Raw genomic sequence first — 15184 nt, forward strand, 5'->3', positions numbered from 1 at the left:
GGCTATCTCGGCGCTTCGGTGCGCTGGATGAGATCCGCGACAATGCTCTCGGCGGCGCGGCCCTCGATCTCGGCAGCGGGGCTGAGCAGCATGCGGTGGCGCAGCACGGCGATGGCGAGGGCCTTCACGTCATCGGGGATGACATAATCGCGCCCGTCGAGCGCGGCGCGGGCGCGGGCGGCACCAGCGAGGACCACCGCTGCACGCGGGCTGGCCCCGGCGGCAAGATCGGCGCTCTCACGCGTCGCCCGAACAAGGCGGACAATGTAATCGACCACGGTTTCCGACATCGTGACGGTGGTAACGGCGGCGACCGCCTGACCGATCGCATCACCTGCGGTGACCGCGCTCACCCCCAGCGCCGCCGGGCTAGGCGCGCCGCGCCCGGCGCCGTAACGGGTGACGATCTGGGCTTCTTCCTCGGCGCTGGGGTAATCGACGAGCAGCTTGAACAGAAAGCGATCGAGCTGCGCTTCGGGGAGCGGATAGACGCCCTGGCTCTCGATCGGGTTCTGCGTGGCGACGACCATGAAACGGTCTGACAGCGCATAAGTCTCGCCATCGAGCGTGACGCGGCGTTCCTGCATCGCTTCAAGCAGCGCGGCCTGCGTCTTGGGCGGGGTGCGGTTGATCTCGTCGCCCAGCAGCAGTTCGTGGAAGATCGGACCGCGCGTGAGGGTGAACTGGCTGGTCTGGAAGTTGAACAGGTTGGAGCCGAGGATATCGCCGGGCATGAGATCCGGCGTGAACTGGATACGCCCGAAATCGAGCCCCAGAGTGGTGGCAAAGGTCTGCGCAAGCAAGGTCTTGGCGGTGCCCGGCGGCCCTTCTAGCAGCACGTGGCCACCGGCCAGCAGCGCGATCAGCAGGTGATCGACGACGCTGTCCTGCCCCACCACGGCCTTGGCCACTTCGGCGCGGATAGTGGCGGCCAGAGCGCGGACGTCTTCGAGAGTCATTCGGTCAGGTCCCTTTCAAGGCGTTGCAGGGCAGCCGCGCGCTGCACCACGTCGGTGCTGCGGCGGGCCGCGCGCAGGCGTGCGGCAAGTTCGGACCAGCGCGGTCCGGTCGTATCGAGGCGGGCTTGCAAGCGATCGATCGCCGCATCGGTTTCCTCCGGCGGGCGGCCGCGCGGCAGGCCGAGTGCAAGGACCAGCCGTTCGCGCGCGGCATCGCCATAGGGCCCGGCGATCAGGCGCAGCCGTCCGGCGCGGCGAATCAGGCCAGCCGTGTTGCGCACCAGCACGGTCTTGCCGAGCGGGATCTCGCGCCCGGCCACGCGTGCCGGCCCGAAGCGGTTGAAGCTGCGCCAGCCGGCTGCCAGCAGCGCCATCAGGAAGCACAGCGTGGCGGCGAGGAACGGCGGCTCGAAGGCAAGCGTGAGGAGGTTGCGGCTCGCGCCGAGGCCATTGAGCGTGAGATCGAAGGTCACTTCGTTCGGGCGGCCACCGGCAGCGGCGAAGATCAGGCGGCGGGCAAGGAGGCCGGTCTGCTTGTCCGCGAGGCCCCAGTTGTCGAGCAGGTCGGGCTCGAACACCAGCACCACCGGGAAGCTACGGGTAAAATCGTTGCTGGCGTCCGCTTCGTCCGGATCGCCGTCGGCATGACGCTCCATGCCGATCCAGCGCTCCAGCGCGGGGTTGCTGCCATCCCCGCTGAGATAGCCGGCAAGGACGCGCCCGCCCGGCGTTTCCACCAGCGCTTCGAGGCCGGGGCCGGTGCCGGACTGCACCTTGCGGTCATCAGGCAGGCGGCCATGCAGCGCGGAGAACGCGCCGGAGCCGGTCCACCCGTGTGCCGCGCCGGGCACGAAATCGAGGCTGACATCGTCGTGATAGCCCTTCCATTCGGGCGGGCGGGTTCCGTCGATCCGCGTCCAGCCGCGCCGCGTCAGCGGGCTCGTGAAGTCGGGGTAGGTCATCCACTTGGGGGTTACGACAAGCGTCGGGCCGATCGTGCGCCGCGCGGCGATGATCTCGGCGATATCGCTGCCCTTGGCCTCGGCCGGCGGCGTCAGCACGAGCAGGCCGGGCTGCCGGATCGCGTCCTTGCTGCGCGCGCGGTGGACGGTGATGTCGTCCGCCTCGAGCATCGCGGCAAGGCCGGCATAGCCATTCAGCCCGCGCCCCGCGGCATGCCCGCCGCCGTTGTTCGTCGCCCCGCCGCCGGTTCCGAGCCAATAGAGCACGGTGACGAAGGCGAGAGCGCCGATCAGCACCACGCCCAGTGTGGTGCCCCGGCCGAAGGTGGCATCCTTCACCGGCCTGCCTCCAGATTCTGCAACGCGAAGGCGGCATAGGCTTCGCGGGCGCGGTGCCAATCATCCGCCACCAACGCACGCAGGGCATAGAGGCTGCGCTCCACCTCGCGCGCGATGAGCGTGAAGGCCTGCCGCGCGGCCGCAGGCAGGCCGGGGATCAGGCCGATCTCGCGCGCAGTGCTGGAGGGGGAAAGCCAATCGGGCCGGGCGGCTGCGATGTGATGAACGCTGCGCTGGAGCAGGAGATGGACCGCCTCGTCAAACCGGCCCTGGGCTGCCAGCGCATCGGCATCTTCGAGCAGAGCAAGCGCGGCTGCGCGGTCGATCACCGGCTTGGCGGCGACCGGTGCGGCAAGCGCAAGGGTGAGCCGCCAGCGCTGGAAGAGCGTCCAGCCGATCCACGCCGCGCCGATCACGGCAAGCAGCACCAGCACGACCTCGACAGCGCTCCAACCCGCGCCAAGCCAGCGGCCCAGCGGCTCGATCAGCTTGCCGAGGAAGCGGAAGAGCGCCTCGAGCCATTCGGGCGGCTCGCTCTTGGGGATCTTGTTGGTCGGCAGCGGGGCGTACTGGATCTCGCGCATCGCGCGTGCAGCTTCCCAGGCGCGTTCGCCTGCATTGGCGCTGTCCGGTCCCGGTGCTCCTGCCACGGCACAAGTCGTCGCATGCCCTGCCCGCCGGGAGCAAGCGATTATCGCGCCGGTCTGGTGTTCGATCCCGGATCGGGACGTCAGCCGCGCACGCGTTCCAGCGGATAGGTGCCGAGAATGCGCAGATCCTTGGCGAAGAAGGTGAGCTCTTCGAACGCACGATCGACCGGCGGTTCGCCCGGCGCGCCAACGATATCGGCGAAGAAGGCGGTGGCGGAAAAGCTCGCGCCGCGCTGGTAGCTTTCCAACTTGGTCATGTTGACGCCGTTGGTCGCGAAGCCGCCCAGCGCCTTGTAGAGCGCGGCGGGGATGTTGCGTACTTCGAAGATGAAGGTGGTGATCGCAGGACCGGTGATCGTGCCGAGTTCAAGCGGCTCGCGCGCCAGCATGACGAAACGGGTCATGTTGTCGTGCGCGTCCTCGATGTTTTCCTCGACGAGCGTGAGGCCATAGAGTTCGGCAGCGATGCGCGGGGCTATGGCGGCGATGGCGGGATCGCCTAGTTCGGCGACGTAGGCGGCAGCGCCCGCCGTATCGGCATGAGACATCGGCACGATGCCCCGTGTCCGCAGGTAGTGGCGCGACTGGCCAAGGGCCTGCGGGTGGCTGTAGGCGCTGGTGAAGGGCCCGGTGCCGAGGCCCATCAGGCAGGCGTGGATCGGCATGAAGTGCTCGCCGACGATCGACAGGCCGCTTTCGGGCAGGAGAAAGTGGATATCGGCGACACGACCGTGTTGCGAATTCTCGATCGGGATGATCGCCTGGCCGGCGCGGCCGTCCCTCACCGCCTCGAGCGCATCCTCGAACGAGAAGCACGGCAGCGGCAGGCAGTGCGGCAGCGCTTCAAGCGCGGCGCGGTGCGAATTGGCACCCGGCGCGCCCTGAAACGCAACCGTGCGCGCCGGATCGGCGGCGGCGGCCTCGGTCATTTCAGCAACGAGGCGGGCGGCGGGGGCGGGGTAACTGGCCATCGACCGAGGCGCTTAAGGCCCCGCGATGGGCGCGGCAAGGCGCTTCTGCAGCTTCCAAGATCATGGACGCATGCGATTCTTGTGTTCCAACCTATTGCAATCGCTCTTGCGCGCGCGCGGGGGCGTGACTAGAGCGGCGGCGAAAATTCACGCGGCACGCGGGCCGTGCAAACTCCATATGGGGCTCGGAATGGACGATCGTTTCAATACCATTGCCGGTTGGACCTTGTTCGGCGGCATCGTTGCACTGGGGCTTTCGAGCCTTTCGGGTCACTACTTCCTGGCCGACAAGGACCATCGCCCCGAAAAGATGGGCTATGTGATCGAGGGCGTCGAAGCCGAAGCCGGCGCTGGTGCGGCGGCTGCCGAACCGATCGCGAACCGCCTTGCCAAGGGCGATGTCGCCAAGGGCGAAGCCACTTTTGCCAAGTGCAAGGCTTGCCACACGATCGCGCAGGGCGGGGCCAACGGCATCGGCCCGAATCTCTGGGGCGTGGTGGGTGAAGCCCAGGCGGCCGGTCGCGGCGGCTATGCTTTCTCCGATGCGCTCAAGGCCAAGGGCGGCAAATGGGACTTCGCCAGCCTCGATGAATGGCTGACCTCGCCCGCCAAGTACGCGACCGGCACCAAGATGTCGTTCGCCGGGATCGGCGATCCGCAGCAGCGTGCCGACGTGATTTTGTACCTCAACTCGCAGGGCAGCAATCTGCCGCTTCCCGCCGCCGAAGCCGCAGCGGCACCGGCTGGCGATGCCAGCGCTCCGGCAGCGGACGCCAGCGCTGCTGCGCCCGAGGCGAGCGAAGCCGCCAAGTAAGATCAGGCTGCAACGAAAAAGGCCCCTCCGGCAGCGCATTCCCGCGCGGCCAGAGGGGCCTTTTTCGTGTCTGCGTCGGACCGGCGGTCAGTCGACCATTTGGCGGACGAGCTTCTGCAGTTCCTGCGCTGTCAGTACGGGCGAAGTGCGCCTGGTCGGCGCTGCCTTGCGGTCCATCCGGGAAACCCTGTGGGCGGGCAGGAAGCTGTGGCTGATGGTGTAGGCGTGCGTTGTGTTCAAAATCGGTGTCATGAAAATCCCTGGCGCACACGGCGCGCCGATGTGTTGTCTGGCGCGCAGAACGCGCCGATAGGTTGCCCGGCGCGCAGGGCGCGCCGATATATTGAGAGTATGCGAGGCCATCGCGCGCCAATGCGCCGGATCGGCCGCGGGTCTGAAGCGGAGTGTCAGCGCCGCTTCTTGAACGCGCCACCGCCGCTGCTGGCGACCTTCTCGCGAAACACGATACGGCCCTTGGTCAGGTCGTAGGGTGTCATTTCCACCTTCACGCGGTCTCCCACGATCGAGCGGATGCGAAACTTGCGCATCTTCCCCGCCGTATAGGCGATGATGCGGTGTTCGTTCTCGAGCATGACGCCGAAGCGGCCGTCTGGCAGGATCTCGTCGATCTGGCCGTCGAGGGTCATCACGTCTTCTTTCGCCATGGCTCAGTTGCCCTTCTGATGAGCAGGAGCAGCGGGAGAAAGACGAGGACTGGTAGCGGGCATAAGGGCCCCTTTCACGAAAACAGAATACGCGGCTACAGACGATGCAACCGGTGCTGGTGGCGTGAGAGGGGAGAATTCGGCCCGGCTGCAAGATCCGGTGCGTGATAATCCGTCGCAGGCGACGATAGCGAGGCTTATATGGGCTGCGGCCGCCGGATTGTCAATGACAGCCCGGCGGCGCTTTTGCCAAGGCCTTCTAAAGGCTGGTGATCTTGTAGGAGCCCTGCCCGCCCGGCACGAGCACGTAGGGCGCTTTGAGCTTTGCGCGCAGGTTCGAGGCGAGCACTTTGAGATAGTTGTACGACATCTCGTCGTTGCCATGGCTGAGCTCGGTGCGGAGCTTGTAGTGCGAGACCGGCTCGCCAAGCCGATTGGCGAGAAGCGTGAGCAACTGGCGCTCGCGTTTGCCGAGGAGGTGGAGGTGCGCGATGCGCTCCAGCGAACTCGCCAGTTCCTGCTCGGCACGCGCCTGGTGCGCCGCTGCCCGATAGCGCGAAAGGATCGCACCGCAGCGCGCTGTGGCTTCTTCCGGGCTCATCCTGGCGCTGTCGAACACATCGTCAAAGCCGGCGTTGAGCGCCTTTGCGCGCTTGCCCGCAAGACTGCCGTGCATCAGCGCGATCTTGACCTTGCGCGCAAGGATCGGGCGATTGATCCGCAGGAACCGCGCTGCGCGCACCGGATCGTTGCCGCCGATGATCAGCGTTTCGTAGTCCTGTTCGGCAATCGAAAGAAAGCGGGTATCGAGATCGACGAAGGTGTGCTGCTCGATCGTATCGAACGCGCTGTGCAACCACACATCGCGGACTTCGCGGTGCAGGTCGTTCATTGTCAGGTAGCGGATTTGGCAGGAGGCGAGCTGCATGGAAGGCCGATCATCGGAGAGGGAGGCAAGACTGGGCAATGATGCCTCCAACTGCATGAGCGTGGCGATCGAACGGCCAGTGTGGGGCGCTGGCCATGGCCCTATCGAACTATAGGATGTCATATATGTCCATAGTGATGGGTTGATCGGTGAGGTTTTGCGGGGTTACTGAGTCAGCGCGCGGCGCTTCGAACGCCAGCTCCTCAGCTTGACCTTATGATAAGCGTTACAAGGTTGCTGTTGCAGCACTGCGACGTGTTAATGCAGCAACACCGTTTGGTGCCGGAAAAACAGGCACTTTCAGGCTAAAGGCGCAGGGTCCGGTAAAGTTCTGGCTTCGCCGAGGTGAAGAGACTCGGTTTCAACACGGCCAAACTGAATGTATCAGACTATAACTTTAATTATAAGTCTAAACCCGTAGTTGTCACGGGCTGATCATGGCGTGCCCGCACGGTGAGACCACCTTCATCAACAATCAGCTCGTTGAAGCCGGCGGGCGTTGCGCGCAGGCGCTGCGAGAGGGTGCCAGCGCCGATCATGCGCACAGGGCCGTACGCGGTGGGGTGCAGGATATCGAAAGCATCATGCACGTGGCCGGAGATCACCGCGAGCACGCCGCGCTTCGCCAGGGCCGAAAGCGCGCTGGTGCCGCCCCGGGTGAGGGCCTTGCCACGCGTTCCCGTCTCGACCAGCGGGTGATGGCAGGCGACAATCGCTCGGGTGCCGGAAGGCAGGGCATCGATGGCGCCGAGGCAGGCTTCAAGGCTGCGTCTGGCGACCCGACCCTTGGACCAGTTGAGCCGCAGCTGCGCGCGCGCGGTTGTCTTGAGCGGGACGATGGCGACACCGGGTAACGAGATGCCGTGGTTCACTGCGCCCTGCAGTGCGCGAAAGCGGCGATAGGGATCGAGGAAGCGCTCGGCGAGGTTGAAATAGGGCAGGTCGTGGTTGCCCACTTCGACCGTGACGGGAACGCCCAAGCCGCGAATCCAATCCGCTGCGGCGGCGAATTCGCGGTGGCGTGCCCGCATGGTCAGATCGCCGGTGATCGCGACCGCATCGGGCCGCTCGCGCGCCACGCAATCCGCCACCCAGGCGAGGGCGGCCGTATCCTCCAGCCCGAAATGTACGTCGCTGAGGTGGAACAACCGGATCATGGCCGCCTAAACCTTGCCGGAGAGGATCAGCCACGCTGAAATGGCATTGAGCAGGCTGTAGGCAAGATAGGCCAGCGCGCCCCACGCATGTCCCTCCGAGGCCAGCAGCAGCCCGCCGAGCAGCATCAGGAACTCCACGACGAGCGACAGGCGGCTGCTGAGCGCGTGATAGAACCAGGGCAACTGGTCGAGCAGGGGATGGCCGCTGTCCATGATCGCCCGGTGCAATGCGAAATTGCCGACGCCGAGCAGGAAGATAATCAGAATCGCCATTCGGAGCGCAGGATAGGCGGCCAGCACCGTCCTGTCACGCGGCGGAGCAGCGCATGTGTCGCTCGTGGAGCGATATCGGCGGTTGGTCGGGCGCGCAGACGGTTTGTCGGCATGATGGAAGGCTCGGTCGACCGTGCCGCGCGCCGCTCACCCGAATCACCTAGCAGAATTGTCATGCGGCGGTGGCAAGGCTCCCAGACACGGACCGGCCAGCCCAACCACCGCTCCCCGCCAAACCGCCCGCAGCGGCAAGGCAACCATTGCAACCCAAGCTAAGGAAACTGCCATGTTCAAGAACGCTCTGATCGCAACTGGCCTTGCCGGCCTGGTGCTTGCCGCCCAACCCGCTCTGGCCCAGTCGCCCGCGCAGACTTCGGCCAATCCCGAAGTGCTCGTGCAGCACCGGATGGTGAAATACGCCGATCTCGATCTCTCGACCGCGGCAGGCCAATCGAAGTTCGACGCCCGCCTGCGCCGCGCTGCCGCGGCCGTCTGCGAGAACAACGCTGGTCCGCACCCGCTCGCCGAAGCGATGGAATCGCGCCGCTGCTATCGCAATGCGATCCAGTCCGCGCAGCGCGCCATGGCGGATCGCGGCGCACACTCCAGCACCGTGAAGGTCGCTGCACGCTGAACGATATCGGTTCTGCCAAACGTATGATGCAGCCGGCATCCAGTCCCAGCCGCTGCCGACGTTACGGGTCGCTGCCAAACCAAGGATCCTGCCCCCGGGACCGGTTCTGGCGGCGGCCCGCTTTTTTGGATCAGGTTGCGGCGCGCAGGCGCAAGTCAGCCTCTATCCGGGCCGCTTCGATTTCCGACCATTCGCGCCACAGCAGATCGGCGCCTCCCAGCACGCGATCATCGTGCGCACGGATGGTAATGGGCAGGATCGGCATCCCGTCGCGGGCATCGCACAGCACGGGATTGGCGGGCACGTTCATTTCCCACTTTTCGCCCCACTGGCGCAGCGCCAGCATGGCGGGGAGCAAGTCCATGCCCTTGGGCGTCAGCCGGTATTCGATGCGGCGCCGGTCATCCGCGCAATGCTCGCGCTTGAGGATGCCCGCTTCAACCAGCCGGGAGAGCCGGTTGGAGAGAATGTTGCGGGCGATCCCGAGCGAATCGAGGAACTCCTCGAAGTGGCACACCCCGTTAAAGGCGGCCCTCAAGATCATGAAGGACCATCGTTCACCCATCGCCTCCAGAGCACAGGGGAGGCCACAGACGGCGAGATCGGCGAGGGATTCGCGAAGTTTTCCCATGACGCTTTGTGACATACCTCATTCTGCAGGGCAATGTAAGTTTCTAGTTGCAACTCGAAACCTATTGAAGTAGGTATCGATTCGCAACGGAAATCGCATCCTCTCCACCCGGCGGTCCGGATCAGCCTTGCCCGAACTGGGCAAATGGCTGTCCGGACCACCACCCCAGCAGTTTCCGAGCAGGCCCCTGTCAATCACGGGGGTTCAACCAGACTCTGACAGACCAAGGGGACGTAACATGAACGCCATCCGCAACAGCGCAGTCCGCCAGCTGCTTCCGGCCTTTCTCGCGCTCGTCGGCACCGCCGCCAGCTTCGCGGTGACAGCAACCCCGGCCCGCGCTGCCGACAGCAATGCCTATTACTCGGTGACGCTCGCCGCGCCAGTCGCCAAGCCTGCCAAGCTCATGCTGGGCGATGTGCTGTGGAACTGCGCTGGTGACACCTGCTCGGCAGGTCAGGACACTGCCCGCCCGGTGGTCGTCTGCACCAAGCTGGCCGCAAAGGTCGGCACGATCAACCGCTTTGCCACGCCCAAGGGCGAACTGGCCACGGAAGACATGGCCCGCTGCAACACGCCCAAGGCCTGAACCGACCCATTACCCGTCTCTTCAGCGCGCCTTCTACCCACACCCTGAAGCGCGCCCCTTACACGGCTGCGGCACAGTCTCCCTGGACTGTCCGCAGCCGTTTTTTTGTGTCCGGCTGATTAGTGGCTGACGGCTGGCGGGCCTGTCCCTATGTTGCGGATGATGCTGCGTTTCATTTCCGCCGCCGCGCTGATCCTCGCGCTCGTCACCGCGCCGCTGGCGGCTGCACCGCCCACCACAGCGGCTGCGCCCGACACGGCGCTGCGGGCCGACCTGCATTGCGCTGCAGCTTTCGCAATTGCCGCCTCCGAACAGGCGCGCGGGAGTGCGGCGGCCCTCGCGCTGCCGCCGATGGCAGTGCGCGGCAAGCGCTTCTTCGCCGATGTGGGTGCGCGGGCGGTGGAGCAGGGTGGGATGACGCAGGCCGCCGTGCGCGATCTGCTGGTGGCTGAAGTGACCGGGATGCAGCGCCGCGCCGCCGCCGATCCGGATCGCGAGCTGGCGGCCGAAGTGGGGCCCTGCCTTGCCCGGCTTGATGCCGCTGTGCCGCCCCTGCAGACGCCGGACCTTGCGCAATGCGCCGCAATCCTCACGCTGGCGTGGGAAGAAGAGCATGCCAAAGGGCCGGATAGCGCGGCGGCACGCGATCTCCAGACCCTGACGCAAGTGCTGACCGCGCGCGCGCGCAATGGCTTCATCGCCGGCGGCAAAAGCGGCGACGGCGCTGATGCGGCCATCGAGGCGGCACGCGATGCGATCCGACAAGAGGCCGCCGACCGGCCTGGCGGCGTGGACAATTACGACATCGCGCATTGCTACGATCTCGGTGCGCCGGATGCGAAATCGCACTACTAAAGCGCTGCGTTTGCGATAGGTTGCGCAGCACAGACAAGCTTGGGGGACATGGCGTGGAAGCGGTGCTGATCCTGATCGTGGGGCTTGCGGTGGTCTATCTGGCCATGGGGATCCGGGTGGTCCGGCAGGGCCATGTCTACACGATCGAGCGGCTGGGCCGCTATTCGCTTGCCGCCCAGCCGGGCTTGCACTTCATCGTGCCGTTCATCGACCGGGTCGGTCACAAGGTGAACATGATGGAGCAGGTGCTCGACATTCCGGGCCAGGAAATCATCACCCGCGACAACGCGATGGTCGGCGTCGATGCGATCGTGTTCTTCCAGGTGCTCGATGCGGGCAAGGCGGCTTACGAGGTTTCCAACCTCTATGTCGCGATCATGCAACTGACGACGACGAACCTGCGCACGGTGATGGGTTCGATGGACCTCGACGAGACCCTCTCGAAGCGCGACGAGATCAACGCGCGGCTGCTCAACGTAGTGGATCATGCGACCTCGCCCTGGGGCCTCAAGATCACGCGGGTCGAGATCAAGGACATCCGCCCGCCGGCCGACATTTCCAACGCGATGGCCCGCCAGATGAAGGCCGAGCGCGAGAAGCGCGCGCAGATCCTCGAGGCGGAAGGATCGCGCGCATCGGAAATCCTCAAGGCCGAGGGGCAGAAGCAGGCGCAGATCCTCGAAGCGGAGGGGCGCAAGGAAGCCGCTTTCCGCGATGCAGAAGCGCGCGAGCGCTCTGCCGAGGCTGAGGCGCGGGCGACCGCGGTGGTTTCTGACGCGATCGCCTCGTCCGGCACGCAGGCGCTCAACTACTTCGTTGCGCAGAAATACGTCGAGGCGGTGAAGGAATTCGCCACTTCGCCCAATGCCAAGACGATCCTGTTCCCGATCGAGGCGACGCAGCTTGTCGGTGCGCTGGGCGGGATCGGCGATCTGATCAGCGATGCGGTGGGCAAGCCGGGATCGCCGCCGCAACCGCCAGCCGGACCGCGCGTGCCGCGCGTCGCGCCGCCTCCGCCGCCGGTGCAGGGCTGAACCAGTGGCCGCGCTGACCGACCTTTTCGGCCTTCACTGGGGTTGGATGGCGCTGGGCGTGGCGCTGGCCATCGCCGAGATCGTGGCGCCGGGCTATTTCCTGATCTGGCTGGCAGCGGCAGCGCTCCTGACCGGCTTGGTCGCTGCGGTGATGCCGGTGGGGATCGAGGCCGAGATCATCCTGTTCGCGGTACTCTGCGCGCTTGCGCTGGCGGCAGGGCGGCGCTGGGTGCTGCGCCATCCGGTTGCTAGCGCCGATCCTATGCTCAACGACCGGGGCGGGCAGATCATCGGCCAGAGCGTGGTCGTCACCCATGTGATCGAGGGCGGCAGCGGACGCGTGCGCCACGGGGATACCGAATGGCTGGCACGCGGACCCGATGCGCAGCCCGGCACACGGATGCGGGTGACCGGGGCCGATGGCACCGTGCTGCTGGTCGAACATCTGCACTGATCGTGCCCGGTGCAGGGCACATGCCTTGATGGCCCGCTTGCCGACTGCGCAGGCGGTTCCCATATTCGCCTCAAACCCCGTTTTCCTCCCCGAGACAGGACGATCCGATCCATGCCCGACAAGATGAACCTGACCGACGCCGAGTGGCGCGCGCGGCTTTCGCCCGAGCAGTACCAGGTCCTGCGCCAGGGCGGCACCGAGCGGGCCTTCACCGGCAAGTACGAGAAGAACAAGCTCACCGGCCAGTATCACTGTGCCGGCTGCGGCGCGCCGCTGTTCGAATCCGGCACCAAGTATGACAGCGGCTCGGGCTGGCCGAGCTTCACCGCGCCGGTCGATCCCGAGGCGGTCGACGAGCACCGCGACGTGAGCCACGGCATGATCCGCACCGAAGTGCGCTGTGCGCGCTGCGATGGGCATCTCGGCCATGTCTTCCCCGATGGCCCCGGGCCGACCGGTCTACGCTATTGCATGAACAGCGCCTCGCTCGAATTCACGCCCGAAGACTGAAAAGGCCGCATTCGGATTGTCCCCGGTGCAATCGCACCTTCCGGGTTAACCCTGTGTTCCGAATCGCCTATGCATCACGCGCCGCGAGGACGCATGCCCGCCGCAACGAGGGGCCGGGCTGCATGAGGGAGCTGACGCAAAGCTGATGGCCAGACGGGATTCCCCCAACCGCTCGAAGCAGGGCCGCTCCGAACCGGAGCGCTCCTCCTCACGGCGGCAGCGCGATCCGCAGGAGCCTTCGTTCCTCCGCCGCTGGCTGCGCCGCCTGCTCATCTGGGGCACGGCACTGACCCTGCTGGGCGCGATGGCGCTGGCTGTGGCGGTCTTCGTCACCGAGCGTTCGCTGCCGAGCTACGAGCGGATGAAATCGACCCAGACCGGGCAGACCATCGTGGTCCGCGCGAGTGACGGGTCCGAGATCGTCACGCTCGGGCCGAGCTATGGGCGCTGGGTGCCCTATGAGCGCATTCCGCAGACGCTGAAGGACGCGATGATCTCGGTCGAAGACCGGCGCTTCCGCGACCACTGGGGCGTTGATCCCATCGGCATCATCCGCTCGGTCGTGGTGCGCATCCAGAGCGGGCACTGGCGGCAGGGCGGCTCGACGATCACGCAGCAGTTGGCGCGCAACATCTTCCTCAACAACAGCCGCACCTTCGATCGCAAGATCCGCGAGGCGCTGCTGGCCATGGCGATCGAGCAGAAGTTCACCAAGGATCAGGTGCTCGAGCTTTACCTCAACAAGGTCTATTTCGGCGGCGGCGCCTATGGCGTCGATTCCGCCGCGCGCAAGTTCTTCGGCCACTCGGGCGAGCAGCTGAGCCTCGCCGAAGCGGCGATCATTGCCGGCCTCGTCAAGGCGCCCTCGCACTATTCGCCCACCGCCGATGCCGCAGCAGCCGTCGGCCGCGCCAAGGTCGTCGTGCAGACAATGCAGGAAGCCGGCAAGATCACCCCGGCAGAAGCGGCTGCGACCGATTTCAAGACGGTCAAGCTTGCCGAGGAGCAGGGCCAGAATTCGGCGCGCTACTTCACCGACTGGGTGCTGCCGCAGCTCGATCTGCTGCTGCCCGACAACGACCAGCCAATCGAGGTGTGGACCACGCTCGATCCTGCCGCGCAGCATGCGGCGACCGATTCGATCCAGGCAAACGTGCCCAAGGGCGCACAGGGGGCGCTTGTCAGCCTTGACCGCGACGGGGCGGTGCTGGCGATGGTCGGCGGCACCGACTACGTGACCTCGAACTACAACCGCGCAGTCAACGCGGTGCGCCAGCCGGGTTCGGCTTGGAAGCTGTTCGTCTACCTCGCCGCACTGGAAGCCGGGTACACCCCGGATGCCAAGGTCAAGGACGAGCCGGTGACGATCGACGGCTGGAGCCCGCGCAATTCGGGCGGAACCTATGCCGGCGAGATCGATGTGCGCAGCGCCTTTGCTTATTCGAAGAATACTGTGGCAGCGCAACTCGGCAACGAAGTTGGCTTCGGCGCAGTAGCCAACATGGCGCGCCGCTTCGGCATCACCACGCCGATCAACACGCTGCCCTCGATGGTGCTGGGCTCGTCCGACGTGCGCGTGATCGACATGGTGCGCGCCTTCGCCGCAGTGCAGGCCAAGGGCACGGCAGTGACGCCTTACGGCATTCGCAAGATCACCTCGACCGAGGGTGAAGTGCTCTACAGCCATCGGCCTGATCCGGCGCAGCAACTGGTGCCCAACTTCGTGGCGGCGGGGATCACCGACCTGCTGCAGTCTGCCGTGAGCATCGGCACCGGCCGCGCCGCGCAGATCGGGCGCCCGGTCGCAGGCAAGACCGGCACGACGAGTTCTAACAAGGACGGCTGGTTCCTCGGCTTCTCGAGCGGGATCACCACCGGCGTGTGGATGGGCCGCGACGATGCGCATCCGGTGCCCGGGCTGCAGGGCGGCACCGCGCCCGCGCGCGCCTTTGCCGCCTACATGAAGATCGCTACCGCCAAGCGCCCGCCCGAGAAGTTCGATACCGATCTCAAGATGCCGCAGTGGCAGCTGGAGCCCGATGACGAGGTGATGCAGGCCAATCCGGATGGCTATTTCTATGCCGATCCCGATGGCAACATCATCGAGCCGGGGACCCAGCCCAAGCCGCCGGTGGCCGATGGCGCCTTGCCGGGCGGTGAGCAGGGCGTTCCGGTGCCCGAAGGCCCGCCAGCTGCCGGAGACGATTTCCTCAGCCGCGCCACCGGCAAGCAGGCTGATCCGGCGCCGCGTCCCCGGCCGAAGCCAGTCGCCACCCCCAAGCCGAACTGATCACCCTCTCGCGTCGGGGGCGAGCGCCTTGCTCCCCGCGATGCCGATCAGGAACATGGCCAGCGCCAAGGTGTTGGGCACGACATTGAGACCGAAGCCGGTCAGCACCGAAAGCGTGCTGTCGAGCGCATACCACGCCAGCATGCCGATCGTGGCGGCCTGCCACAGCGGCTGCCCGGCGGGCCCCATCGTGATGGCCTGCCGGATGACCAGCCAGAGCATCACCATCCAGCCCAGGAACACGCCGCCGAGGACCCCGATCATGAACCGGCCGGCGGGGGTGAGATCGGTCGGCGGCCCCATGCTGATCAGCGCCAGCCCCATTCGCAGCGGCGCATCGGTGGCGGGTAGCGCGCCGCCCGCCACAAGCAGCGCGAACAGCACCATCGAAACCAGCCAGAACTGGAACCAGGCTTGCCAGAAAGGGCTCATGCAGATGATCTCCTCGTATCTGGCGGTCTGGTGGCAG

The 15184-nt window shown here is 66.1% G+C and carries 19 protein-coding genes; 8 read left to right on the top strand and 11 right to left on the bottom strand.

Annotation, left to right across the window (positions count from 1 at the left end):
• Nucleotides 1-2: 2 nt before the first annotated feature.
• From Q0071_RS14400 to Q0071_RS14415, 4 genes are all read right to left on the bottom strand, one after another.
• On the bottom strand, nt 3-959 hold the full coding sequence (locus tag Q0071_RS14400; RefSeq protein WP_298170818.1) for a MoxR family ATPase: 957 nt from the start codon (nt 957-959) through the stop codon (nt 3-5).
• A complete protein-coding gene (locus Q0071_RS14405; RefSeq protein ID WP_298170821.1) occupies nt 956-2260 on the bottom strand; it encodes a DUF4350 domain-containing protein in 1305 nt (434 codons plus the stop codon). The genes Q0071_RS14400 and Q0071_RS14405 overlap by 4 nt, the downstream gene beginning before the upstream one ends.
• On the bottom strand, nt 2257-2910 hold the full coding sequence (locus tag Q0071_RS14410; RefSeq protein ID WP_298170824.1) for a hypothetical protein: 654 nt from the start codon (nt 2908-2910) through the stop codon (nt 2257-2259). Before Q0071_RS14410 ends, Q0071_RS14405 begins: the two co-directional genes overlap by 4 nt.
• An 80-nt stretch (nt 2911-2990) precedes the next feature.
• Nucleotides 2991-3881, bottom strand: coding sequence for a prephenate dehydratase (locus Q0071_RS14415; RefSeq protein ID WP_298170827.1), 891 nt, complete (start codon nt 3879-3881; stop codon nt 2991-2993).
• A gap of 190 nt (nt 3882-4071) precedes the next feature.
• On the opposite strand from Q0071_RS14415, the gene Q0071_RS14420 reads away from it, so the two are divergent.
• On the top strand, nt 4072-4695 hold the full coding sequence (locus Q0071_RS14420) for a cytochrome c family protein (RefSeq protein WP_298170830.1): 624 nt from the start codon (nt 4072-4074) through the stop codon (nt 4693-4695).
• 87 nt (nt 4696-4782) lie between these two features.
• On the opposite strand, the gene Q0071_RS14425 is transcribed toward Q0071_RS14420, so the two are convergent.
• The 5 genes from Q0071_RS14425 to Q0071_RS14445 form a co-directional block, all read right to left on the bottom strand.
• Complete coding sequence (locus Q0071_RS14425) at nt 4783-4947, bottom strand: hypothetical protein (protein ID WP_298170833.1); 165 nt, start codon at nt 4945-4947, stop codon at nt 4783-4785.
• A gap of 155 nt (nt 4948-5102) precedes the next feature.
• Nucleotides 5103-5360, bottom strand: coding sequence for a translation initiation factor IF-1 (infA, locus tag Q0071_RS14430; RefSeq protein ID WP_298170836.1), 258 nt, complete (start codon nt 5358-5360; stop codon nt 5103-5105).
• A 259-nt stretch (nt 5361-5619) separates the two neighbouring features.
• Nucleotides 5620-6252 carry a winged helix-turn-helix domain-containing protein gene (locus tag Q0071_RS14435; RefSeq protein WP_298170839.1) on the bottom strand — a complete coding sequence of 211 codons (633 nt, stop codon included), beginning with the start codon at nt 6250-6252 and terminating at the stop codon, nt 5620-5622.
• 437 nt (nt 6253-6689) lie between these two features.
• A complete protein-coding gene (locus Q0071_RS14440) occupies nt 6690-7445 on the bottom strand; it encodes a metallophosphoesterase (RefSeq protein ID WP_298170842.1) in 756 nt (251 codons plus the stop codon).
• Nucleotides 7446-7451: 6 nt separating this feature from the next.
• Entirely contained in the window at nt 7452-7718 is a 267-nt protein-coding gene (locus Q0071_RS14445) for a hypothetical protein (protein WP_298170844.1), read from the bottom strand.
• Between the two features lie 286 nt (nt 7719-8004).
• Here Q0071_RS14445 and Q0071_RS14450 point away from each other — a divergent pair, with 286 nt between their 5' ends.
• Nucleotides 8005-8352: a UrcA family protein gene (locus Q0071_RS14450; RefSeq protein ID WP_298170847.1), complete on the top strand. Its 348-nt coding sequence runs from the start codon at nt 8005-8007 to the stop codon at nt 8350-8352.
• A gap of 130 nt (nt 8353-8482) precedes the next feature.
• Here the strand turns inward: Q0071_RS14450 and Q0071_RS14455 are convergent, their stop codons facing one another.
• On the bottom strand, nt 8483-8983 hold the full coding sequence (locus tag Q0071_RS14455; protein ID WP_298170850.1) for a helix-turn-helix domain-containing protein: 501 nt from the start codon (nt 8981-8983) through the stop codon (nt 8483-8485).
• 238 nt (nt 8984-9221) lie between these two features.
• Between Q0071_RS14455 and Q0071_RS14460 the strand changes: the two genes are divergently transcribed.
• The 6 genes from Q0071_RS14460 (at nt 9222) to Q0071_RS14485 (ending at nt 14715) form a co-directional block, all read left to right on the top strand.
• On the top strand, nt 9222-9572 hold the full coding sequence (locus Q0071_RS14460; RefSeq protein WP_298170853.1) for a hypothetical protein: 351 nt from the start codon (nt 9222-9224) through the stop codon (nt 9570-9572).
• A 159-nt stretch (nt 9573-9731) separates the two neighbouring features.
• Complete coding sequence (locus Q0071_RS14465; RefSeq protein ID WP_298170856.1) at nt 9732-10427, top strand: hypothetical protein; 696 nt, start codon at nt 9732-9734, stop codon at nt 10425-10427.
• A gap of 104 nt (nt 10428-10531) precedes the next feature.
• Entirely contained in the window at nt 10532-11461 is a 930-nt protein-coding gene (locus Q0071_RS14470; protein WP_298170958.1) for an SPFH domain-containing protein, read from the top strand.
• Between the two features lie 4 nt (nt 11462-11465).
• Nucleotides 11466-11915 carry an NfeD family protein gene (locus Q0071_RS14475; protein ID WP_298170857.1) on the top strand — a complete coding sequence of 150 codons (450 nt, stop codon included), beginning with the start codon at nt 11466-11468 and terminating at the stop codon, nt 11913-11915.
• A 111-nt stretch (nt 11916-12026) separates the two neighbouring features.
• Nucleotides 12027-12425 carry a peptide-methionine (R)-S-oxide reductase MsrB gene (gene msrB, locus Q0071_RS14480; RefSeq protein WP_298170860.1) on the top strand — a complete coding sequence of 133 codons (399 nt, stop codon included), beginning with the start codon at nt 12027-12029 and terminating at the stop codon, nt 12423-12425.
• Between the two features lie 145 nt (nt 12426-12570).
• The gene (locus Q0071_RS14485) at nt 12571-14715 is read left to right on the top strand and encodes a transglycosylase domain-containing protein (RefSeq protein WP_298170863.1); all 2145 of its coding nucleotides are present in this window, start codon (nt 12571-12573) and stop codon (nt 14713-14715) included.
• Here the strand turns inward: Q0071_RS14485 and Q0071_RS14490 are convergent, their stop codons facing one another.
• Entirely contained in the window at nt 14716-15147 is a 432-nt protein-coding gene (locus Q0071_RS14490) for a hypothetical protein (protein WP_298170866.1), read from the bottom strand.
• Nucleotides 15148-15184: the final 37 nt, after the last annotated feature.

It is taken from the genome of Novosphingobium sp., from assembly GCF_027486195.1.
In the GTDB taxonomy this organism is placed as follows: Bacteria; Pseudomonadota; Alphaproteobacteria; order Sphingomonadales; family Sphingomonadaceae; genus Novosphingobium.